Raw genomic sequence first — 21,804 nt, 5'->3', positions numbered from 1 at the left:
GGCGCCTAGTCGCCCTTGCCAATCCCCCAATCCGCCAATCCCGGCGTCAGAAGGTGTAGCGCACCCGCCCGTACCAGTACGCGCCATTGCTGCCGATCGGCGAGAGCACGTCGTAGGGCAGGTTGCCGAAGTAGGCGATGTCGTCGATGGAACGGTCCGAATAGTTGTCGAGGATGTTCTGGCCACCGATCGCCAGCGTCCATTGCGTGCCCAGGTGGTACTCGGCTTCCAGGTCCAGCTGCCATTCCGCGCCGTAGGTCTGGCGTGGCACGAAGCCGCCGCCGAAGTCGAACACGCGCGTCGCACTGCCGTAGCGGTTGACGCGGGTCTGCAGGTTCCAGTGCTCGTTGTTCCAGTTGGCGGCCAGCGCGGCGCGTGTGCGCGGCGCCGCATCGGTGAGCGTGTTGCTCTCTTCGATGCCGAACAGCACGTAGTCCGGGTCCAGCGCGAGCAGCTGCGCCGGGGTGCCGATGACGTTCTTCAACTCGGTCTTGGCGTAGCTGTAGGTACCGGTCAGCAGCAGGTCGCCGCCGAAGGCGTACTGGCGCCAGTTGCCGACCAGCTCGGCGCCGCGGGTGCGGGTGTCGGCGGCGTTGAGGAAGTAGCTGGCGCTCTGCACCCCGCTGACGCCGAAGTTCTGCTGCACGAAGTCCGTCAGCGCGGTGCCGGTGATGTCTTCGGACAGCGCGATGCGGTCGTCGATGTCGATCTGGAAGAAGTCCAGCGACAGGTCGAAGTGATCGCCCAGCTGGCTGGTGAAGCCCAGGCTGTAGTTGAGCGATTTTTCCGGCTTCAGGTCGGTGGCGCCGAGCGCGCGGGCGATCGGGTTGTAGACCGACAGCAGGCGGCCCTGGGTCAGGCGACCGGCCGCGTCATAACCGGTGGACGTGGCTTCGTAGCCGATCTGGCTGAGCGAGGGTGCACGCACGTTGTTGGAGACCGCCCCGCGCAGCGCGAATGCCGGGGCGAACGCATAACGCGCGGCCAGCTTGCCGGTCCACTGGCTGCCGAAATCCTGGTAATGCTCGTAGCGGCCGGCCAGGTCGGTGGAGAACTTGTCGCCGAACTGGCTGGACACGTTGGCATAGGCGCTGGCCACGTTGCGCGACAGGTCGGCCTCGTCCTGCGGGCTCAGGCCGCCGCCGGCCTGCGAGCCGGTGGGGCGATCGGTGAACGGGCCGGCCGCATAGCTGGCCGGGTCGCCGGCGTGGGTGCGGTATTGCTCGCGGCGGAACTCGGCGCCGGTGCCGAAGGTATGGGTGGCGCCGGCCGCATCGAACACGCGGGTCAGATCCAGGTTGGCCACGGTCTGCGCAAAGGCGAAGTCGCCGGTCTTGAAGCGCGTGGTGCTGCCGGGGCCGAGCGAGGCGTTGAGCGAATTGCGCAGCCGGTAGGTGAAGTCGTTGCGGCCGTAGTTGACGCTGGCGTCGTAGTCCCAGTCGCCCAGCTGCCCACGGGCGCCGGCGACGATCTGCAGATCGCGATTCTCGCCTTCGGAAATCGGGCGGTAGCCGTTGGGGTAGATCTCGCGCCAGTTGGCGCTGCCATCCGGGTAACGGAAGTAGTTGGCGCCCTCGGTGTCACGCTGGTTGTAGGTGCCGAAGGCGTAGAACTCGCCGTTGGCGCTGAAAGGAATCTTGGTGTTGAGCCAGGCGTTCAGGCCCTTGGTGGCGCCATCGCCGAGCACGTAGTTGCGGCGGCCGGCCAGGGCCAGGTTGGCCGGGGTCTGTTCTTCGAACGATGGAATCTGGTCGAAGCCGGCGCGATTGGTCGCTTCGCGATTCTTCAGCTCCAGGCCGACCTTGAAGAAGCCGCCGTCATCGCCGAGCAGCGTGCCGACCTTGGCGCTGGCGTAGCTGGTCTGGCCATCGGTGACACGGCGGTTGATCGGCTCCACATCGGTGTTGTAGGCACCGAAGCTGGCTTCCAGCTCGCCGCGCTCGGGGTTGTCGTCCAGGATCACGTTGATGACGCCGGCGATCGCGTCCGAGCCGTATTGCGCGCCGGCACCGTCGCGCAGCACTTCGATGCGCTTGATCGCATTGATCGGGATGGAATTGAAATCCACCGGCGTGGTGCCCTTGCCGATCTTGCTGTCGGTATTGACCAGCGCCGAGGTATGCCGGCGCTTGCCGTTGACCAGCACCAGCACCTGGTCGGGCGAGAGGCCGCGCAGCTGCGCGGCGCGGATATGGTCGGCGCCGCCGGAGTTGGACTGGCGCGGGAAGTTGAACGAGGGCAGCAATGCCTGCAGCGCGCTACCGAGCTCGCCATTGACCACGCCGGCCTTGCGGATGTCCTCGGCCGTGAGCACGTCCACCGGGACGGTCGATTCCAGCACGGTGCGGTCGCTGGCGCGGGTGCCGGTGACGATCACGGTGTCCAGCGTGGTGGCGCCGGGGGCGGCCTGCTGGGCCTGTGCATTGGCGCTCAACGCGGCGGCGACGGCCAGGCCGATGGCCGAAAGGGTGGGGCGGGTCATGTCTCTCTCCTGCAACAGCAACTGCGAACGCGCCGCGCGGTCGGCATCCGGCCGGGCAGGGCGCAAAGGGGTTCGGATCGTCCACATTCATCCGGATAGAGAGATATTATCGCGTTGTTCAGGCGCGTGCGAGATGGCACAGTGCGCGCACGCCGGCATCAGCTGATGCCGGCCCTGCATGAGCCTGCCCCCGATCCGTCGTAACCGTACCCGTTGTGGAGAAGTCGATGAAGTTGCTGCCGTCCTGCCTGCTTGCCGCCACGCTGGCGCTGTCCGCCTGCGCCACCACCCCCGGCGGCGCGCCGGGGTCGACCACTGCCAGCCTGCAAGGCGATGCGGCGCGGCCGGCGACGGCGCACGGTTGGGTGCGCAGCGAGCTGTACTTCGGTGTGGGCCAGGAGACCGGCCCGGCCGATCGCCCGCAGACCCGCACCATCGACGACACGCAATGGCGCGCGTTCCTGGACAAGGAAGTGACCCCGCGCTTCCCGGACGGGCTGACCGTGTTCGATGCCTACGGCCAGTGGCTGTTTCGCGGTGCCAAGGAGCCGAACCGGCTGGGCACCAAGGTGCTGGTGATCCTGCACGAGGACACCCCGCAGCGGCGCAACGACATCGAGGCGATCCGCCTGGCCTGGAAGCAGGCCACCGGGCACCAGTCGGTGCTGTGGTCGCGGCAGGCAGTGGAGGTGTCGTTCTGAGTGGTGCCGCTTGGCGCGGCCGCCGTACCTGCGGTGCGACCGCGGCGTGGGCAGCGGCATGGCACCGCCGAGTGCTGCGCGTGCGGTGCAGTGACGCGTTGCACCCGTGTCTTTTCAGCGGGCAGGTTCGTGCTGGGTGAGCTGCCAGACCGGGTGGCCATGCGCCTTGAACATCTGCGCCGGCTGCGTGTGCGCGCGGCCGGCGTGTGGTTGTCGATGGCGCTCTTCGGCCTGTCGTTCGCGGCCGCGGCACGCGATGCCAGCGTGCAGGTGACGATCGACGCGCACACGCATGCCACTGCCACACTGGTCGGCGCACGCCTGCATGTGGTGTTGGGCCCGGGCGGCAAGGAGCAGTGGTTCGACGCGAACCTGGACGAGGGCGAAGGCGGCGCCGGTGTGGACAGCAACGACTACAACTTCGACGGACATGCGGACCTGGCGGTGTCGGCGATGCTCGGCCAGGTCAACGAAGCGGTGCTGGTATTTGTGTTCGATCCGGCGCAACGGCGCTTTCGTGCGCTGACCGCGCCCACGCGCCCGGCAGTGCAGTGCGAGGGCTTCTTCAATCTGACGCCCGACAGGCAGCAGCGCAGCTTGACCAGCTCCTGCCGCAGCGGGCCGATGTGGTACACCGACGTCTATCGCTACGCGGCCGATGGGCGGTTGTATGTGGCCACGACGCAGCAGCCGATCGCTTCGCCGCAGATCCAGACCTTGCTGGATCCGGGCAGCGACGATGGCATGCCGCTGTCGGTATGGCCGCGCTACGACGCGCGTGGGGTGCGGGTGTCCAGCGCGATCGGCACCACGCTGGACGCGCCGATGCCGGTGCAGTTGCACGTGCAGGTGGCGCGTCTGCCGCTGTACGCCACACCTTCGGCGACCAGCGCCAAGCGCTACCTGGTGCAGGGCGATCAGGCCGATGCGCTGGATGTCAGCGCCGACGCCACGCGCGTGCAGGTGCGCTATCGCAGCGCCAACCGTGGCGACATCGTCGGCTGGATCGAGGTTGCTGCGGCGATGAAGTAGGGCCGTTGCTGCCACGCAGCCGCCTGGCATGGAACAGACCGGCGCAATCGCGGCGACACGCTCTGATCCACCGCGCCGCTGTCGCACGTGCGGAGCAGCGGCTACCATCGGCCGATCCCCACGCTTCCTGGCTCCCATGTCGGCCCCTTCCTCGCGTACTGCGGCATCGCCGCGCTGGTTCGTCGCCGGCGACCTCAATGGCTTTTTCGGCCTGGTCGTCGACAATCTCTCCATCCTCGGTTTCATTGCGATGGCACTGGTCGGGATGTTCCAGTTCCCGGCAGAAGTGGTGTTCGGGCGCATGTTTCCCGGCACCGCGTTCGGCGTGCTGGTGGGCAACCTGCTCTACACCTTGATGGCGCGGCGGCTGGCCGCACGCAGCGGGCGCGACGACGTCACCGCGATGCCGCTGGGCCTGGATGCGCCGACCAGCATCGGCATGGCGCTGTTGGTGCTGGGCCCGGCGTTCGTCGGCTTCAAGGCACAGGGGCTGGACCCGCAGGCGGCTGCCATCGCCACCTGGAAACTCGGCATGGCCGCGTTGGTGGTGATGGGCCTGCTCAAGCTGGTGCTGTCGTTCGTTGGCGAGGCGGTCACGCGCGCGCTGCCGCGCGCGGCCTTGCTCGGTTCGATCGCCGGCATCGCGCTGGTGTTGATGGGCCTGCTGCCGCTGCTGGAAACCCTGCGTTCGCCAGTGGCTGGCTTCGTCACGCTGGGTTTGTTGCTGTACGTACTGCTGGCCAAGGGGCGGCTGCCGACCAAGTTGCCCGGCGTGCTGGTGGCGTTCGTGATCGGCACTGCGTTGTATTACGGGCTGGGCCTGGCAGGCCTGGGTGCGCCGGGCTTTGCCGTGCCTGCGTTCACGCCGCCGACGATCGTGTTGCCGCTGCCGAACTTGGGCTTCATCGACGGCCTGCCGGCCACGGTGGCATACCTGCCGTTGCTGCTCCCGTTCGGCTTGTTGATGGTGGTGGGCGGCATCAACGTCAGCGAGAGCGCACGCGCGGCGGGCGATGACTACCGCACCCGCGACATCCTGCTGGTGGAAGCCTTGGCGACGCTGGTCGCCGGCGTCTGCGGCGGGGTGGCGCAGACCACGCCGTACATCGGCCAGCCGGCCTACAAGCACATGGGCGCGCGCTCCGGTTACACGCTGCTGACCGGCCTGTTCGTCGGCATCGGCGGCATGCTCGGCGTGATCTCCGGGTTGGTGCAGTGGCTGCCGCTGGCGGTGCTGGCACCGATCATCGTGTACGTGTCGATCGATATCACCACGCAGGCGTTCCAGGCCACGCCCAGGCAACATGCCGGCGCGATGGTGCTGGGCTTTCTGCCGTCGGTGGCGTACCTGCTGACCATCAAGGCGCCGGGCTGGATCCCGCCGGAGCAGCTGGTCGCACTCACCACCAAGCTCGATGGGCACGGCCTGCCGGAGCTGGCGGTGATCTTCGCGCTGGGTAACGGCTTCATCATCACCGCAATGCTGTGGATCGCCACGGTGGTGGCGATGATCGATGGCCGGCTGCGCCGCGGCGCGGTGTTCCTGCTGGTGGCCGCCGGGCTGACGCTGTTCGGCCTGATCCATTCGGTGGACCCGCGCGGCGGCATCTATCTGCCATGGTCGCTGCAAGGCCTGGCGCGCGCGATCAGCTGGCAGTTCGTCGGTGCCTATGTCGCGCTGGCGGTGACCCTGCTGCTGCTCTCGTTGTTGCCTGCACGCAAGGACACGGTGCAATGATGTCCCGCTCAGGTGTATTGCGCGTGCTCATCGGTGGCGCCCTGTTGCTTGGCACCGGCGGCGCCTGGGCGACGTCGTTCGATTGCAAGCAGGCAGGTACCGCGGTCGAGAAACGGCTGTGCGCAGTGCCGGCGCTGGGCACGCTGGACGATCAGCTGGACGCGTCCTATCGGGCGCTGGTGGACACCACGCCGCGGCACGCGGTCGCTGGCGTGCGGGATCAGCAACGCGCCTGGCTGCGGCAGCGCAATGCCTGCGCGCAGGACGCCAAGCTGGACGGCTGCCTGCAACGCACATTGAAGGCCAGGGCCGATGTGCTGGCCAAGGCGCTCGTTGCGCAGCAACAGGCGCTGGATCGCATCATCGCCTTGATTCCCACTGCGCCTGCCGACGCCGCGCGCCAGTTGCAGGGCTACGACACGCCGCTGGCTTCGGCGTGGCTGGCCTATCTGCATCAGTTCGTTCCTGCTGCGGGCGTGGATGCGGCGCTGGCGGATGCGCGGTTTGAAAGCGCACGCAAGGCGCTGCGCAAGGTCGACGACTTCGCCGCATCCCTGCTCGACGACGTGGAGGGCGTGCCTGCCATGCAGCCGCAGGAACGTATCCTGACGTTGTTGCGGATGTGGATCGAGCGCGACGACCGCGATCAGCGCCCGTACGTGCATTGCTTCATCTTTGCCACAGTGGGGGAGCCAGCATATGAGGCGTTCGGCTCGCTGTATGGCTCCACCCGCGACGGGTTCGCGCCCATCTGCGAGCCGCCGGGCGGACTGTTTGCATTGGCCAGCTGGAAGCAGCTGGATGCCGGCTTCGACGGGTTGATCCAGGCCCTGGGCGAGGATGCAGGCACCATTCGCTACGCCAGTTACGCGGAGTGGAAAATCATCGCGCTACGCGCGTCGGTGTCGCCGTTGCTATACCTGACCCCGGCACTGCGCAAGCGCTACGGCGACGATCCGGACAAGGCGATTGCCGCCTGGACCGGGGAAGACAGCGATTGGCCGGCGGCACAGCGCAAGGCTGTGCGCGCGTTGCTACCGAAGGTGCGCGCCGACACTGCCGCATGGCTGGTGCGCGAGAAGCGCCTGCCCGCGAAACAGGCCGAGCAGGCGGCCGCCGCGATCGTGGCGGCCTGGGTGAATGCGCGGCTGGATTTCGGAGGCTGAGAGCGGTGCGCACGCCTGCTCGCGGATTTCAGGCGGGCGGTGGCGTCGCTTGATGCGGCAACGCCGGTCGTCCTGGTCCGAGACCAGGCGATGTGGATGAGCCAGAGCCAAAGCTAACGCCAAAGCCAAAGCCAAAGCCAAAGCCAAAGCCAAAGCCAAAGCCGAAGCCAAAGCCAAAGCCAAAGCCAAAGCCAAAGCATGCGATCTGCGGCTTTGCTGCGGGCCCTTGCCCGCCCACCATCGCGGGACACGCCGCAAGTACGTCCATGTAGGCTCCGGCGCGGCATCCATGCCGCTCAGGGTCCCGCGACGGTGAGCGGGCAAGGACCAGTCGAGATGGTCGGTACGCAAAGTAAGAGCAGTGCTGGGTGCGCCTTGTTCAATCGTGAAGCATCGGCTCCACGTCTGATGCGCACCGTACGACAGACGGCTTTTCAGATGAGCGCCGACCAACTGTCTGGTGCGGTGTCCTTGCCGGTTGCGGGACCGTGTGGCGGCATGGATGCCGCCACCGAGCCCCCATGGACGGGTTTACGGCGTGTCCCGCAAGCGGTGAGGGCGCCGCGCCTTCGACGCTGTGAGTTTGCTGCCGGGCCCTTGCCCGCCCACCATCGCGGGACACGCCGCAAGTACGTCCCTGTAAGGCTCTGGCGCGGCATCCATGCCGCTCAGGGTCCCGCGACGGTGAGCGGGCAAGGACCTGTTGAGAGGGTTGGTACGTAAAGTAAGAGCAGTGCTGGGTGCGCCTTGTTCGACCATGGAGCATCGGCTCCACGTCTGATGCGCATCGTACGAGAGACGGCTTTTCAGATGAGCGCCGACCAGTTGTCTGGCGCGGGGTGCTCGCAGGTTGCGGGACCGTGTGGCGGCATGGATGCGGCCACCAAGCCCCCACCGCCAGGGACGGATTCACGGCGTGCCCTGCAAGCGGTGACGGCGCCGCGCCCTCGATTCAGTACTTGATCGCAGCATCGCTGCACATCGATGGAACCACCGCGATCTGGCATGGTCACACCCTGGATGGTGTCGATGTAAGGAGTTCCATGATGCAATCCAAGTCTTCGCGTTGGCCGTGGCTGCTGGCGGTGCCGGTGGTGGCCGGCGCTGCCTGGTGGCTGTTCAGCGGGTCACCCACTGCGCCGGGCGCCTTGCCAGCGCCGATCAGCCAGACCGCCAGCGCCGTGGCAGCGGCGGTGACCCCGTCGCCGCCGGCGCCGGCGGGGCCGCGCCATCCGGTGCAGCAGCCCTCGGCCGATGCCGCCGACGCGGCGATCCCTGCGCTGGGTCAGAGCGATGCGGCAGCGTGGGAGGCCTTGCTGGCGTTGGTGCAGGACGACGGTGCATTGTCGCTCGTGTTGCGCAAGCACTTGATCGAACGGGTTGTGGTGATGATCGACAATCTCACCCAGCCCAGCATCAGCCGTCGCGCCTCGGTGCTGCAGCCGGTGGCAGGTGAATTTTTGGTGTCCGATGCCACCGGAAGTGCGGTGATCGACCAGGCCAATGCGGCGCGTTATGCGCCGTACGTGGCGACGTTCACCCAGGTGGATGCGCAGGCGCTGGTGCGCAGTTATGTGCGTTTCTATCCGTTGTTGCAGCAGGCGTATGCCGACCTGGGCGCGCCGGACCGTTACTTCAACGACCGCGTGATCGACGTGATCGATCATTTGCTGCGCACGCCCGACCCGGCACAGCCGGTCAGGGTGCAACGCGACGAGCGTGGCCGTTATCGGTTTGTCGATCCGGCGTTGGAGTCGCTGTCGGTCGGTCAAAAGGCGCTGCTGCGGCTGGGGCCCGCGCAGGCGGCTGCCGTGAAGGCGCAGTTGCAGCGGATCCGCACGGCGTTGCTGCAGGGTCGTTGAAGCGGCGTGTGGTGGCGCGAGGATAAGGCCGCCCGGCTGCGGCCTTGCATGCATGGTTGCAGCTTCGCGCCACATTCCGGCATGAAGCAACGCAGATGGGCGGCACGCGCTACGCCACGTGCCGCCACTGCTTACGCCGCATCCAGTTCCGGATAGTGGCGGAAGATGCCGTTGGTATTGAACGCCACGCGTCGTTCGGATGCGAGATAGGCCGCGATGCGCGGGCGCGCGGCCACGCGTTGCTGCAAGGCCTTCAGGCCGGGAAGATCGGCCGATAGTGTCTTCATGCGCTTGGGGAACATGTACTCCAATCCGCTGACCAACTGGAACAGCGACAGGTCCACGTACGAGTGCGTGCCCAGCACATGGGTGCCGCCGGCCTGTTGCAGCACCTGCTCGAAATAGCCCAGGAACTTGGGCAGGCGGTTGTCGCGCAGGTCCTTGGCGCGCTTGGCCGCCTCGGCTTTCTGATCTTCGTAATACAGGCCGGTGGCGATCGGATGATGGCTGTCGTGCACCTCGGCCACCAGATCGGCGATGGTCAGCTGCAACTGCAATGCCTGGATGCGCTGCGCGTCCGAGTCGGGTACCAGCTGCAGTTGTGGCCCGATGACATGCAGGATGGCCGCGACCTGCGCAACCACCGTATCGCCAGCCTTGAGGAAGGGCGGCGCAAACGGCTGCGCGCCGGCCTGGTGGCCTTCCAGAAAGGCATTCATCACCTCATCGCCTTCCACGCGCGCCACGTCGGTGTAGTCGGCACCGGCATCTTCCAGTGCAAGGCGGACGAATTCGCCGCGGCCTTGCAGGCCGGTCCAGTAGTAGAGCTGGTAGTGCATGTGCTGCTCCGCGATTGACAGCGCTACACCATAGAAACCGCGCGGCTAGGCGGGCGTGATCGAGGCGTCAGCGGGCTGTGACTCGGTACCGCCGTGCGGTTGTGCCAGCAGCCAGGCCAGCTTGCGCGCGCGCGGTTGTTGCTTGAGCTGCCACTCCGCGCGCGAGGCGGCGGCGCGGTCCGCATATGGATGGCTGGCAAGCAGTTCCAGCGGCGGATGTGCACGTGTATAGCGCGCGCCGGTGCCACGCAGGTGTGCCTGAAAGCGCCGTTCCAGATCGTTGGTGATGCCGGCGTAATAGCTGCCGTTGCGGCACAGCAGCAGGTAGAGGTGCCAGGGCTTGGGTGCATCCATGTGCCCATTATCGCTGCTGGCCGGGTGTCGTGCAGCGAGGGTCTTGGCGCGCGCCGGGCATGGATGACCGGCACGCGGCGACGCGTGAGTGAATAACCATCTGAACATTGGTTATTTGACGCTTGAGCCAGCTGCAAACAGCATGCGCTACTGCATTGCAGCGCCGTTTCGGCTTGCGCTGCGCAAGGGTCGCCGTGCCTGCACAACGCTCGCCGACTCGCAGTTCCCCACGCTGCTGCAAGACAGCCGACGCCACGAAAGGACGTACATGCCCGCGCGACACCGGACCCCTGCAAGGATCCTCGCTGCTTCGAGATGGTTGGCCAGGCCGCAGGTGTTGGCGTGGAGTCTGGCGTGGGCGGTTACGCCGGTGCTGGCCGATGAGGTGGGCGAGGCTGCCGCGACGCCGGAGCGCGCCGCGCAGACCCTGGGTGCGGTCACCGTGACCGCCACGCGCCGCGAAACCACCCTGCAGCAGGTGCCGGTGGCGGTATCGGTGGTCCAGGGCGAGACGCTTGAGCGCGAAAACCGCAACAGCGTGGCCGACCTGCCGGCGCTGGTGCCCAGCCTGACCTTCCGCACGGGCGCCTCCAACAAGGACACCTCGTTGTTCCTGCGTGGCGTGGGCACCATTTCCACCTCGCCGGGCGTCGAGCCCAGCGTGGCCACGGTGATCGACGGGGTGGTGCTGGGGCGTCCAGGCCAGGCCACGCTGGACCTGCTCGATGTCGAACGCATCGAAGTCCTGCGCGGGCCACAGGGCACCTTGTTCGGCAAGAACGCCTCGGCCGGCGTGCTCAATATCGTCAGCAAGCCGGCGCCGGAGCTGTTCGGCGGCTATGTCGATTATTCGCACTTCGGTGGCGGCGACGAAGACCGCGTGCGTGCCAGTGTTGGCGGCACGCTGGTGCCGGAGCTGCTCAAGGCCAGCGTGTCGGCGTTGTGGGCCGAGTACGGCGGCAATGTGCGCAACGCGGCCGACGGCCAGACCGTCAACGGCTACCGACGCTCCGGCGCGCGGCTGCGGCTGGACCTGACCCCGACCCCCGGCTTGAACGCGACGCTGCTCGCCGACTACCTGCAATCGCACAGCGATGCGCCCAGCGGGGTGGTGGTGGCCAGCACGCGTGCGGACTTCGCCGCGGCGCTGGCACCGGTTGTCGCCAGCGCCGACAACCGGCAGATCAACAGCGATTACCGCACGCAGCTGGACGACATCAACAAGGGCGCCTCGCTGCAGCTGGACCAGCAGCTCGGCGATGCGCTGCTGACCTCGATCAGCGCGTGGCGGCAGTGGGACAACACCCAGTTCCAGGACGGCGATCGCACCGCGCAACGCAGCGCGGCGTTTCCCTCCTCGCACGACCGTGGCGACCTGGGGTACACGCAGTATTCGCAGGAATTGCGCCTGCAGACCCCGCGCGACGGCGCGGTGGAAGCGGTGGCCGGGCTGTATTACCTGCATGCGCGCAACGACGAAACCTATCGCCGCACGGTGACGACGCCAACCGCCAGTGCCGTGGGTGTGGCCGATTACGCCACCCGCGCGCAAACCTATGCCGCGTTCGGCGAGGCCACCTGGCATTGGCGCCCGGACCTGCGGGCGCTGCTGGGCGCACGCTTTACCCGCGATACGCTCGACTACCGGCACCAGCGCGTGTCCAGCTCTGCAGCCGCGGTTACCGGCATCCAGCCGTCCACGGCGAGCAGTGGCAGCACCGCGGAAAACGGCGTGTCCGGCCGCATCGGCCTGCAATACGACGTCGATGCGCAGACCACCGGTTACCTCACCTATTCGCGCGGCTACAAGGGCCCGGCCTACAACGTGTTCTTCAACATGCAGCCGCGCGATACGCCGGCGCTGAAGCCGGAAACCTCCAACGCGTGGGAACTGGGCCTGAAGGCGCGTGCACTGGACGATCGCCTCAGTGCGAACGTCGCGCTGTTCCATACCGAGTACGCCAACTACCAGGCCAACTTCTTCGACACCGTGGCCGGGCAGGTGGTGACGCGCCTGATCAACGCCGGGCAGGTGCGCACGCAGGGCCTGGAGCTGGACCTGGAGTATCGGCCCACCGAGCGGCTCAGCCTGGCCGGCTCGCTGGCCTACACGCAGGCGCGCATCCAGCGGTTTGCCTGCCCCGCCGCCGCGGCGGCCAACTGCAATGTCGACGGCAGGCCGCTGCCGTTTTCGCCGGACTGGAAGGGCAACCTGCGCGCCGGGTATCGGGTGCCGCTGCGCGGCAGCCTGGCGCTGGAATTCAACGGCGACGTGAGCTGGCAGGACAGCGTGCAGTACGACCTCAGCCAGACCCCGCAAACCGTCCAGGGCCCGTATGCGATCTGGAACGCCAGCATCGCGCTGGCCGACGATGCGCATGGCTGGCGGGTGGCGGTGCTCGGCCGCAATCTCGGCGACCGCACGTACGCGCCATTGTTGGCCAATGCCACCGGCAACGTGTACCGGCTGGTGCCGCGTGACGACCAGCGTTATGTCGGGCTGCAAGTGCACAAGGATTTTTGACGATGTCGGTGATGTGTTTCGAGAGTGATCCGAGCCATGCAGGCGCGACGCGCGGTGGACTGCGATGAGCGCCGCACGACAGCTCTCGCTCGGGGCGTTCCTGATGGCCACCGGCCATCACGTGGCCGCGTGGCGGCACCCGCAGGCCAGTGCCGATCCGCTGGTGTTCGATCATTACCGTGAGATGGTGCGCATCGCCGAGGCCGCCCGGTTCGATGCGGTGTTCGTCGCCGACAGCCTGGCTGCGGCCGGTGGGCCGGTGGCATCGCGGATGGCGCGCTCCAGCCTGTTCGAGCCGCTCACGCTGCTCAGCGCGCTGGCGGTGGTGAGCGAGCGCATCGGCCTGATTGCCACCATGACCACGAGCTACAACGAGCCGTACCACGTGGCGCGCAAGTTCGCCTCGCTGGATCATCTGTCCGGCGGGCGTGCCGGCTGGAACCTGGTCACTTCCGATGCCGCCGACGAAGCATTGAACTTCAACCGCGACGCGCATTACGTGCATGCCGAGCGCTATGCGCGGGCGCGCGAATTCCAGCAGGTGGTCGCTGGGCTGTGGGACAGCTGGGACGACGATGCCTTCATCGCCGATACCGCCGCCGGCGTGCACTACGATCCGGCGCGGTTGCATGTGCTGGACTATCGCGGCGCGCACTTCCAGGTCCGCGGCCCGCTCAACATCGCGCGTGCGCCGCAGGGGCATCCGGTGCTGGTGCAGGCCGGCTCGTCCGAGCCCGGGCGCGCGCTGGCGGCGGAAACGGCCGAGGTGGTGTTCACCGCGCAATCGTCGCTGGCCAAGGCGCAGGCGTTCTATGCCGACATCAAGGGGCGGCTGGAACAGTTCGGGCGTTCGCGCGATGCGTTGAAGGTGATGCCGGGTGTGTTCATCGTGGTCGGGCAGAGCCAGGCCGAGGCGCAGGAAAAGTTCGAGCAGTTCCAGGCGCTGGTGGAGCCGGAGGTCGGCATCGCGCTGCTGTCGCGCATGCTGGGCAATTTCGACCTGTCCGGCTATCCGCCCGATGGCCCGTTGCCGGAGTTGCCGCTCACCGAAACCGGGCAACGCAGTCGCCAGCAGTTGTTCACCGAGCTGGCCGGACAGGAGCAGCTGAGCATTGCCCAGCTGGGCCGGCGCATCGCAGGCGGGCGCGGGCATTACAGCCTGATCGGCACGCCCACGCAGATTGCCGACGAGCTGCAGGCCTGGTTCGAGCAGGGCGCCGCCGACGGCTTCAACGTGCTGGTACCCCATCTGCCCGGCGGCCTGGCCGATGTGGCCACGCACGTGGTGCCCGAGCTGCAGCGGCGTGGACTGTTCCGGCGTGAATATGCCGGGCGCACCTTGCGCGATCATCTGGGGCTGGCACGCCCCGTCAATCGCTTCAGCGCACGCTGACTCACCGGATACCCTGATGACCTATCTCGCACATCCCGATCGTTACGACCGTGTCGCCTACCGCCGTGTCGGCCGCAGCGGCCTCGTCCTGCCGGCGCTGTCGCTGGGCCTGTGGCACAACTTCGGCGACAGCACGCCGATCGACACGCAGCGCGCATTGCTGCGTACCGCCTTCGACCTGGGCATCACCCATTTCGATCTGGCCAACAACTACGGCCCGCCGTATGGCAGCGCGGAAATCAACTTTGGCCGCCTGCTGCGTGAGGACTTCAGGCCGTATCGCGATGAATTGATCCTCTCCACCAAGGCCGGCTGGGACATGTGGCCGGGCCCGTACGGGCAGGGCGGCAGTTCGCGCAAGTACCTGCTGTCCAGCCTGGACCAGAGCCTGCAACGCCTGGGCGTGGACTACGTGGACATCTTCTACTCGCACCGCTTCGATGCGGACACGCCGCTGGAAGAGACCGCCGGTGCATTGGCTAGCGCGGTGCAGCAGGGCAAGGCGCTGTATGTGGGCGTGTCGTCGTACTCGGCGGCGCGCACGCGCGACATCGCCGCGTTGTTGCGGGAGTGGAAGGTGCCGTTGCTGATCCATCAGCCGGCCTACAACCTGTTCAATCGCTGGGCCGAGCACGAATTGTTCGACGCAACCGAGGAGGTCGGCGCCGGCGTCATCGCCTTCACGCCGCTGGCGCAGGGCCTGTTGACCGGCAAGTACCTCAATGGCGTGCCCGGCGATGCGCGGGTGAACCGGCCTGGTGGCGACTCGCTGCGGCCGGAACATCTGTCCGAGGACAACCTGCAACGCGCACGCGGGCTGGAGGCGATCGCGCAGCGGCGTGGACAGAGTCTGGCGCAGCTGGCCTTGGCCTGGGTGCTGCGCGACCGGCGGGTGAGCTCGGCATTGCTGGGCGCCAGCCGCCCGGAGCAGTTGATCGAAAACGTCGCGGCCTTGCAGACGCCCGAGTTCAGTGCGGACGAGCTGGCCGAGATCGATCGCTTTGCGGTCGAGGGGGGCGTGAACCTCTGGGAAAAACCGTCCACCGATTGGCAATGAGGAACACGCCGATGCGCTACCGCTTTTTGATTGCTGCGTTGCTGTTGTCCGGCATCGCGTGGCTGCAACCCGCAACGGCCGCCGAGCCGGCGCAGCTGCGTATCGGCTATCAGAAAGCGGTGTCCAGCCTGGTGCTGGCCAAGCAGCATCGGTTGCTGGAGCAGCGCTTCCCGCGCACCAGGATCAGCTGGGTGGAGTTCCCGGCCGGCCCGCAGCTGCTGGAAGCCTTGAACGTGGGCAGCATCGACCTGGGCGGTGCGGGTGACATTCCGCCGCTGTTCGCGCAGGCCGCCGGTGCCGACCTGCTGTACGTGGGCTGGGTGCCGCCCACGCCCAAGGCCGAGACCATCCTGGTGCCGGCCAGCAGCTCGCTGCGGCGTGTGGCCGACCTCAAGGGCAAGCGGGTTGCCTTCCAGAAAGGCTCCAGTGCGCACAACCTGTTGTTGCGCCTGTTGGCCAAGTCCGGCCTGGGCATGCGCGACATCACGCCGTTGTATCTGTCGCCGGCCAATGCACGTGCGGCGTTCGCCGCCGGGCAGGTGGATGCCTGGGCGATCTGGGACCCGTGGTATTCGGCACTGACGCTGGATGGCAGCGCGCGCCTGCTCGCCAACGGAGAAGGGCTGGGATTGACCGGCGGGTTCTTCCTGTCCTCGCGCCGTTACGCCACCGCCTGGGGCCCGTTCGTGCAGCAGGTGATGGTGCAGCTCAACCAGGCCGATGGCTTGCTGGAGCGCGACCGCGCCGGCAGCATCAAGGTGCTGGCACAGGTCAGCGGGCTGTCGCCCGCGGTGGTCGAGCGCACGCTGACGCACCGCCCGCCGGCCAGCGTGCAGCCGCTCAGCGCCGAGGTCATCAAGGCGCAGCAGGCCACTGCCGATCTGTTCTACGCGCAGCGCTTGTTGCCCAAGCGCGTGCTGGTGGCGCCGGCGGTATGGCGTGCGCCCGCGGCGGCGGCCGCGCAAACGGCGGGCAAGCCGGCGGGGGGCAAGTGATGCGCGCAAGCCGCAGCACACGCGCAGGTGCGGACGTGTGCCGGACATCGGCACCGGACAGATGCGCGCCGTCGCGTCGAGGCCATGCCACCACACCACGGTTGCGCGATGCGTAGCCGCCTGCAGCGTCTGGGCAATGCACTGGTGCCCTGGGTGTTGCCGCTGGCCTTGCTGGTGGCCTGGCAGGTCGCGGCCTCCGGCGGCTGGTTGCCGCAGCGCATCCTGCCTGCGCCGGACGCGGTGCTGCGCGCGGCAGTCACCTTGGTGCGCAGTGGCGAGTTGTGGCAACACCTGGCGATCAGCAGCTGGCGGGCGGCCGTGGGCCTGGCCATCGGTGGCAGCATCGGCTTTGCGCTGGGCCTGCTGACCGGCGTGTCGCGGGTGGCCGAGCGCCTGCTCGACAGCAGCCTGCAGATGCTGCGCAACGTGCCGCATCTGGCGCTGATTCCGCTGGTGATCCTGTGGTTCGGCATCGACGAGGGCGCCAAGCTGTTCCTGGTGGCATTGGGCACGTTCTTCCCGATCTACCTCAATACCTACCACGGCATCCGCAGCGTGGACCCGGCCTTGATCGAGATGGCGCGCAACTACGGCTTGCGCGGGCCGCAGCTGTTTGTCGATGTGTTGTTGCCCGGCGCATTGCCGTCGATCCTTGTCGGCTTGCGCTTTGCGTTGGGGCTGATGTGGCTGACGCTGATCGTGGCCGAAACCATTTCCGCCAGTTCCGGCATCGGCTATCTGGCGACCAACGCGCGCGAGTTTCTGCAGACCGACATCGTGGTGGTTGCCATCGTGTTGTATGCACTGCTCGGCAAGCTGGCCGATCTGGCCGCACGCGGACTGGAAGCCTGGTGGCTGGGCTGGCATCCGGCGCAGCAACAGCGTGCGGAGCTGCGCCGATGAGCGCGACCGACACCGGCCTGCCGCTGCGCTTGCGCGGCATCGGCAAGCGCTACGGCGACAGCGCTGTGTTGCGCGGCATCGACCTGGACGTCGCACCTGGCGCATGTGTGGCGGTGGTCGGGCGCAGCGGCTGCGGCAAGAGCACCTTGCTGCGGGTGATCGCCGGGCTGGAGACGGCCGAGACCGGCACCGTCGACAGCGGCCATGCCGCGCTGGCGGCGCAGCGCGATGCGGTGCGGCTGATGTTCCAGGACGCACGGCTGCTGCCGTGGAAGCGCGTGATCGACAACGTGGCGCTGGGCCTGGGGCGTGCCGGGCGTGCGCAGGCACAGGTGGCGCTGGACGCGGTGGGGCTGGGCTCGCGTGGCGGCGACTGGCCGGCGACGCTGTCCGGCGGCCAGCGCCAGCGCGTGGCCCTGGCGCGTGCGCTGGTGCATCGGCCGCGGCTGTTGTTGCTGGACGAACCGCTGGGCGCGCTGGATGCGTTGACGCGCATCGAGATGCAGCAGCTGATCGTGCAGTTGTGGCGGCAGCATGGCTTCACCCTGGTGCTGGTGACCCACGACGTGGCCGAGGCCAGTGCGCTGGCCGATCGCATCGTGCTGATCGAACACGGCCAGGTCGGCCTGGATCTGCCGGTGCCGGTCCCGCATCCGCGTGCACCCGGCGCGCCGGCCCTGGCGGCAATCCAGGCGCAGGTGCTGGCGCGCCTGCTGCGGACGCCGGACGTGGTGGTGCCAGCGGGCGCGGAGACTCCTGCTGAGGAGCAGGAGGGTGCCATGCCTGCACCTTTGTCTCTCCGGCGGATCATCTGACGGTTTGCCGGTGGGCCTGGGTCGCTCAGGCCACTGTGCGAGCCCATACCGCGCATCTCATGCAACGGATAGGAGCCGGTCCTGGTGCCCGCATCGGCGCCCGCGCAGCCGCCACACCTTGAAACCCCGCACAGCAGCCGCATCTGCACGGTATCGTCGGCGTCGCCGGCCACCAGTTCAGAGGATTCTCCCCATGCGGATGGACAAGCTCACCTCGCGGTTCCAGCAGGCGCTGGCCGACGCGCAGTCGCTGGCCGTGGGCCGCGACCACAACATCATCGAGCCGGTGCACGTGCTGGCCGCGCTGCTCGACCAGAGCGGCGGCAGCACGCGCCCGCTGCTGTCGCAGGCCGGCGTCAACGTGCCGCTGCTGCGCGAGCGGCTGGGCGAGGCGCTGGACACGCTGCCCAAGGTCTCCGGGCAGGAAGGCAACCTGTCGATCGGCAACGATCTCAACCGCCTGCTCAACCAGACCGACAAGCTGTCCCAGCAACATGGCGATGCGTTCATCGCCAGCGAGTGGTTCGTGCTGGCGGCCGCCGACGATGCCAGCCCGCTGGGCGTGGCGCTGCGGGCGGCCGGTGGCGACAAGAAGAAGATCGAAGCGGCCATCGACAAGCTGCGCGGCGGCGAGACCGTGCAGTCGGAAAACGCCGAGGAACAACGCCAGGCGCTGGAAAAATACACCATCGACCTGACTGCGCGCGCGGAGAGCGGCAAGCTCGATCCGGTGATCGGCCGCGACGAAGAAATTCGCCGCACCATCCAGGTGTTGCAGCGGCGCACCAAGAACAACCCGGTGCTGATCGGCGAACCGGGCGTGGGCAAGACCGCCATTGTCGAGGGCCTGGCCCAGCGCATCATCAACGGCGAAGTGCCCGAAGGCCTGCGCGGCAAGCGCGTGCTGTCGCTGGACATGGGCGCGTTGATTGCCGGCGCCAAGTTCCGCGGCGAGTTCGAAGAACGCCTGAAGGCGGTGCTCAGCGATCTGTCCAAGAACGAGGGCCAGATCATCCTGTTCATCGACGAGCTGCACACCATGGTCGGCGCCGGCAAGGCCGATGGCGCGATGGACGCCGGAAACATGCTCAAGCCGGCGCTGGCGCGTGGCGAGCTGCACTGCATCGGCGCCACCACGCTGGACGAATACCGCAAGTACATCGAGAAGGACGCTGCGCTGGAGCGGCGCTTCCAGAAAGTGTTCGTGGGCGAACCGACGGTGGAGGACACCATCGCGATCCTGCGTGGGCTGAAGGAACGCTACGCGGTGCATCACGGCGTGGAGATCACCGACCCGGCGATCGTCGCCGCCGCTACCCTGTCCAACCGCTACATCACCGACCGCCAGCTGCCGGACAAGGCCATCGATTTGATGGACGAGGCAGCCTCGCGCATCCGCATGGAGATCGACTCCAAGCCGGAAGAGCTCGACCGCCTGGAGCGCCGCCTGATCCAGCTCAAGATCCAGCGCGAGATGCTGAAGAAGGAAAAGGACGACGCTTCGCGTCAGCGCCTGGCCGATCTGGAAACCGACATCGACAAGCTCGAGCGCGAGTTCTACGACCTCAACGAGTTGTGGAAGTCGGAAAAGGCCGCGTTGCAGGGCACCACCAAGGTCAAGGAGCAGATCGAGCACGCCAAGCTGGAACTGGAAGCGGCGCAACGGCGCCAGGACTACGCCAAGATGAGCGAGATCCAGTACGGCGTGCTGCCGCAGCTGGAAAAGCAGATGGCGCTGGCCAACGAGGTCGAACACCACGACTTCAAGCTGGTGCAGGACCGCGTCACCGCCGAGGAAATCGCCGAGGTGGTGTCGCGCTGGACCGGCATTCCGGTCAACAAGATGCTCGAAGGCGAGCGCGACAAGCTGCTGCGCATGGAAGAGGAACTGCATCAGCGCGTGGTCGGGCAGAACGAGGCCATCAAGGTCGTCTCCGACGCGGTGCGGCGTTCGCGCGCGGGGCTGTCCGATCCCAACCGCCCGAGCGGCTCGTTCCTGTTCTTAGGTCCCACCGGCGTAGGCAAGACCGAGTTGTGCAAGGCGCTGGCGGACTTCCTGTTCGACAGCACCGAGGCAATGATCCGCATCGACATGAGCGAGTTCATGGAGAAGCATTCGGTGTCGCGCTTGATCGGTGCGCCCCCGGGCTACGTGGGCTACGAGGAAGGCGGCTACCTCACCGAGGCGGTGCGTCGGCGTCCGTATTCGCTGATCCTGCTGGACGAGGTGGAAAAGGCGCATGCCGATGTCTTCAACATCCTGCTGCAGGTGCTCGACGACGGCCGCCTCACCGATGGCCAGGGCCGCACGGTGGACTTCCGCAACACCGTCATCGTGATGACCTCCAACCTGGGCTCGCACCAGATCCAGGAACTGTCCGGCGACGGCAGCGCCGAGGCCTACACGCAGATGAAGGCGGCGGTGATGGGCGTGGTGCAGGCGCATTTCCGCCCGGAGTTCATCAACCGGCTGGACGACATCGTGGTGTTCCATCCGCTGGACAAGGCGCAGATCAAGTCGATCGCGCGCATCCAGTTGCATGGGCTGGAAAAACGCCTGTCCGAGCGCGGCCTCAAGCTGGACCTGGACGATGCGGCGCTGGAATTGCTGGGCAATGTCGGTTTCGACCCGGTGTATGGCGCGCGCCCGCTCAAGCGCGCGATCCAGTCGCAGGTGGAAAACCCGCTGGCGCAGCAGATCCTGTCGGGGCATTACCTCAGCGGCGACACCGTGCAAGTGCGCGCTGAAGGCGGGCGGCTGGCTTTTACCAAGGGCTGAGGCGCAGCACCGGCTATGCGCGCGCATGCGCAGGGCAGGCATCTGGAGTTCGGTAAGGCTTGATTGGAGGGCGAGTCGTCCCGCAGGATGCGGGGGCGGCTCGCCTGCGGCATGCGGGTCGCTTTGGCGCCTAGTGAATAGCCGCGCTCTGCTCCCGTCGAACACCTCATCTGGCAAGGAACTTCAGATGCGTCTTGGGTATGTTTCGATCTATGTCGGCGTCGCCTTGGGATTAACAGGTGCCCTGCACGCAGCGGAAGTGCCGGATATTTTCGCCGCGCTCAAGGCCTACGAGGCGGAGGACTACGCGGGTTGTGCCCAGGTGATGGCCGCACTGCAGCGCTTCTCCGGCGAACTGCCGCAAAATGGCGAACTCCTGCGCGCAGAGTGTCTGGCGGCAGCGAAACAGACCGACGAGGCGATACGCTATCTCGAGGAGGAAATTCCACGGGGGCGAATCTCCATCGAGGATCTGCGCAGCAAGGACCGGCCGGGCCTGAATCGGCTGCGAAAGACGGATGGGTGGCCTGCGCTGCTGGCTAAGGCCGAACGCATCAGTGCGCAGCAGCAGACGGCGTTGAATCCGCAATTGCGGCAGGAACTGCTTGCGCGCGTAGAGAAGGATCAGCATGCGCAAAATGCAGCAATCACCGCTGGAGGCAAGCCAGCCGACTGGGCATCGATCGTGCCGGTGATGCGCGAAAACACCGAATGGCTCAAGCAGGTCGTCGCGACGCAGGGATGGCCAGGACGGCGCCTGGTGGGCGAAGACGGCGCAAATGCAGCATGGACCTTGATACAGCATGCCGACGCCGATCCGGCGTTTCAGGCGCAGGCTCTGGCCCTGATGGAAGCGGCGCTTGCCAGGCACGATGTGGCGCCCGACGATGTTGCGCTGCTCACCGATCGTGTCCTGCGTGCGCAAGGGAAGCCTCAGCGCTACGGCACCCAATTCGTGACCGATCCCGATGGCAGTAATTCGTTGGCGCCTACCGAGGACCTGGCAGGTCTGGATGCGCGGCGTCGCCGCATGGGGTTACCTCCAATGGACCAGTACAAGCGGATGTTGGAAGACGTCTACCATCGGCCGGTGCACTGATTGTTGGTGGTGAGAGCGGCGTCGCCTGCGTGCGCGGCATGCAGGCGGGTTTGCTGAAGGACCTG

At 67.2% G+C, this 21,804-nt stretch carries 17 protein-coding genes; 13 read left to right on the top strand and 4 right to left on the bottom strand.

Going from position 1 to position 21,804, the window contains the following annotated elements:
• Positions 1-46 precede the first annotated feature (46 nt).
• Positions 47-2,482: a TonB-dependent receptor plug domain-containing protein gene (locus H7A86_RS15430; protein ID WP_119131487.1), complete on the bottom strand. Its 2,436-nt coding sequence runs from the start codon at positions 2,480-2,482 to the stop codon at positions 47-49.
• A 227-nt stretch (positions 2,483-2,709) separates the two neighbouring features.
• Between H7A86_RS15430 and H7A86_RS15425 the strand changes: the two genes are divergently transcribed.
• The 4 genes from H7A86_RS15425 to H7A86_RS15410 all read left to right on the top strand — a co-directional run bounded on the left by H7A86_RS15425 (position 2,710) and on the right by H7A86_RS15410 (position 7,119).
• The gene (locus tag H7A86_RS15425; protein WP_119131083.1) at positions 2,710-3,183 is read left to right on the top strand and encodes a DUF3574 domain-containing protein; all 474 of its coding nucleotides are present in this window, start codon (positions 2,710-2,712) and stop codon (positions 3,181-3,183) included.
• Positions 3,184-3,399: 216 nt separating this feature from the next.
• Positions 3,400-4,215, top strand: coding sequence for an XAC2610-related protein (locus H7A86_RS15420; RefSeq protein ID WP_180708159.1), 816 nt, complete (start codon positions 3,400-3,402; stop codon positions 4,213-4,215).
• A 136-nt stretch (positions 4,216-4,351) separates the two neighbouring features.
• Entirely contained in the window at positions 4,352-5,953 is a 1,602-nt protein-coding gene (locus H7A86_RS15415) for a SulP family inorganic anion transporter (protein ID WP_119131084.1), read from the top strand.
• Positions 5,953-7,119, top strand: a complete 1,167-nt coding sequence (locus H7A86_RS15410; RefSeq protein WP_119131489.1) for a lysozyme inhibitor LprI family protein — start codon at positions 5,953-5,955, stop codon at positions 7,117-7,119. Before H7A86_RS15415 ends, H7A86_RS15410 begins: the two co-directional genes overlap by 1 nt.
• Positions 7,120-7,147: 28 nt before the next feature.
• On the opposite strand, the gene H7A86_RS15405 is transcribed toward H7A86_RS15410, so the two are convergent.
• The gene (locus H7A86_RS15405) at positions 7,148-7,387 is read right to left on the bottom strand and encodes a hypothetical protein (RefSeq protein ID WP_119131085.1); all 240 of its coding nucleotides are present in this window, start codon (positions 7,385-7,387) and stop codon (positions 7,148-7,150) included.
• A gap of 778 nt (positions 7,388-8,165) precedes the next feature.
• On the opposite strand from H7A86_RS15405, the gene H7A86_RS15400 reads away from it, so the two are divergent.
• The gene (locus tag H7A86_RS15400; protein ID WP_119131490.1) at positions 8,166-8,981 is read left to right on the top strand and encodes a DUF3014 domain-containing protein; all 816 of its coding nucleotides are present in this window, start codon (positions 8,166-8,168) and stop codon (positions 8,979-8,981) included.
• A gap of 131 nt (positions 8,982-9,112) precedes the next feature.
• On the opposite strand, the gene H7A86_RS15395 is transcribed toward H7A86_RS15400, so the two are convergent.
• Positions 9,113-9,820: a glutathione S-transferase gene (locus H7A86_RS15395; RefSeq protein ID WP_119131086.1), complete on the bottom strand. Its 708-nt coding sequence runs from the start codon at positions 9,818-9,820 to the stop codon at positions 9,113-9,115.
• Between the two features lie 45 nt (positions 9,821-9,865).
• Positions 9,866-10,174, bottom strand: a complete 309-nt coding sequence (locus tag H7A86_RS15390; protein ID WP_104650220.1) for a GIY-YIG nuclease family protein — start codon at positions 10,172-10,174, stop codon at positions 9,866-9,868.
• A 268-nt stretch (positions 10,175-10,442) separates the two neighbouring features.
• On the opposite strand from H7A86_RS15390, the gene H7A86_RS15385 reads away from it, so the two are divergent.
• The 8 genes from H7A86_RS15385 to H7A86_RS15350 all read left to right on the top strand — a co-directional run bounded on the left by H7A86_RS15385 (position 10,443) and on the right by H7A86_RS15350 (position 21,739).
• Entirely contained in the window at positions 10,443-12,698 is a 2,256-nt protein-coding gene (locus H7A86_RS15385) for a TonB-dependent receptor (protein WP_232099111.1), read from the top strand.
• 64 nt (positions 12,699-12,762) lie between these two features.
• Positions 12,763-14,091, top strand: a complete 1,329-nt coding sequence (locus H7A86_RS15380; protein ID WP_119131088.1) for an LLM class flavin-dependent oxidoreductase — start codon at positions 12,763-12,765, stop codon at positions 14,089-14,091.
• Positions 14,092-14,107: 16 nt separating this feature from the next.
• Positions 14,108-15,148: an L-glyceraldehyde 3-phosphate reductase gene (mgrA, locus tag H7A86_RS15375; RefSeq protein ID WP_119131089.1), complete on the top strand. Its 1,041-nt coding sequence runs from the start codon at positions 14,108-14,110 to the stop codon at positions 15,146-15,148.
• Positions 15,149-15,159: 11 nt separating this feature from the next.
• A complete protein-coding gene (locus H7A86_RS15370) occupies positions 15,160-16,143 on the top strand; it encodes an aliphatic sulfonate ABC transporter substrate-binding protein (RefSeq protein WP_119131090.1) in 984 nt (327 codons plus the stop codon).
• A 108-nt stretch (positions 16,144-16,251) separates the two neighbouring features.
• Positions 16,252-17,046 carry an aliphatic sulfonate ABC transporter permease SsuC gene (gene ssuC, locus H7A86_RS15365; protein WP_104583625.1) on the top strand — a complete coding sequence of 265 codons (795 nt, stop codon included), beginning with the start codon at positions 16,252-16,254 and terminating at the stop codon, positions 17,044-17,046.
• Complete coding sequence (locus tag H7A86_RS15360; RefSeq protein WP_119131091.1) at positions 17,043-17,861, top strand: ATP-binding cassette domain-containing protein; 819 nt, start codon at positions 17,043-17,045, stop codon at positions 17,859-17,861. Before ssuC ends, H7A86_RS15360 begins: the two co-directional genes overlap by 4 nt.
• A 193-nt stretch (positions 17,862-18,054) precedes the next feature.
• The gene (clpB, locus tag H7A86_RS15355) at positions 18,055-20,640 is read left to right on the top strand and encodes an ATP-dependent chaperone ClpB (RefSeq protein WP_119131092.1); all 2,586 of its coding nucleotides are present in this window, start codon (positions 18,055-18,057) and stop codon (positions 20,638-20,640) included.
• Positions 20,641-20,827: 187 nt separating this feature from the next.
• Positions 20,828-21,739, top strand: coding sequence for a DUF6624 domain-containing protein (locus H7A86_RS15350; protein ID WP_119131093.1), 912 nt, complete (start codon positions 20,828-20,830; stop codon positions 21,737-21,739).
• Positions 21,740-21,804 lie beyond the last annotated feature (65 nt).

Origin of the sequence: Xanthomonas euroxanthea, from assembly GCF_903989455.1 — a bacterium.
In the GTDB taxonomy this organism is placed as follows: Bacteria; Pseudomonadota; Gammaproteobacteria; order Xanthomonadales; family Xanthomonadaceae; genus Xanthomonas; species Xanthomonas euroxanthea.
The sequence above is the reverse complement of the archived record's forward strand: the minus strand, read 5'-3'. Positions and strand labels throughout refer to the sequence as shown.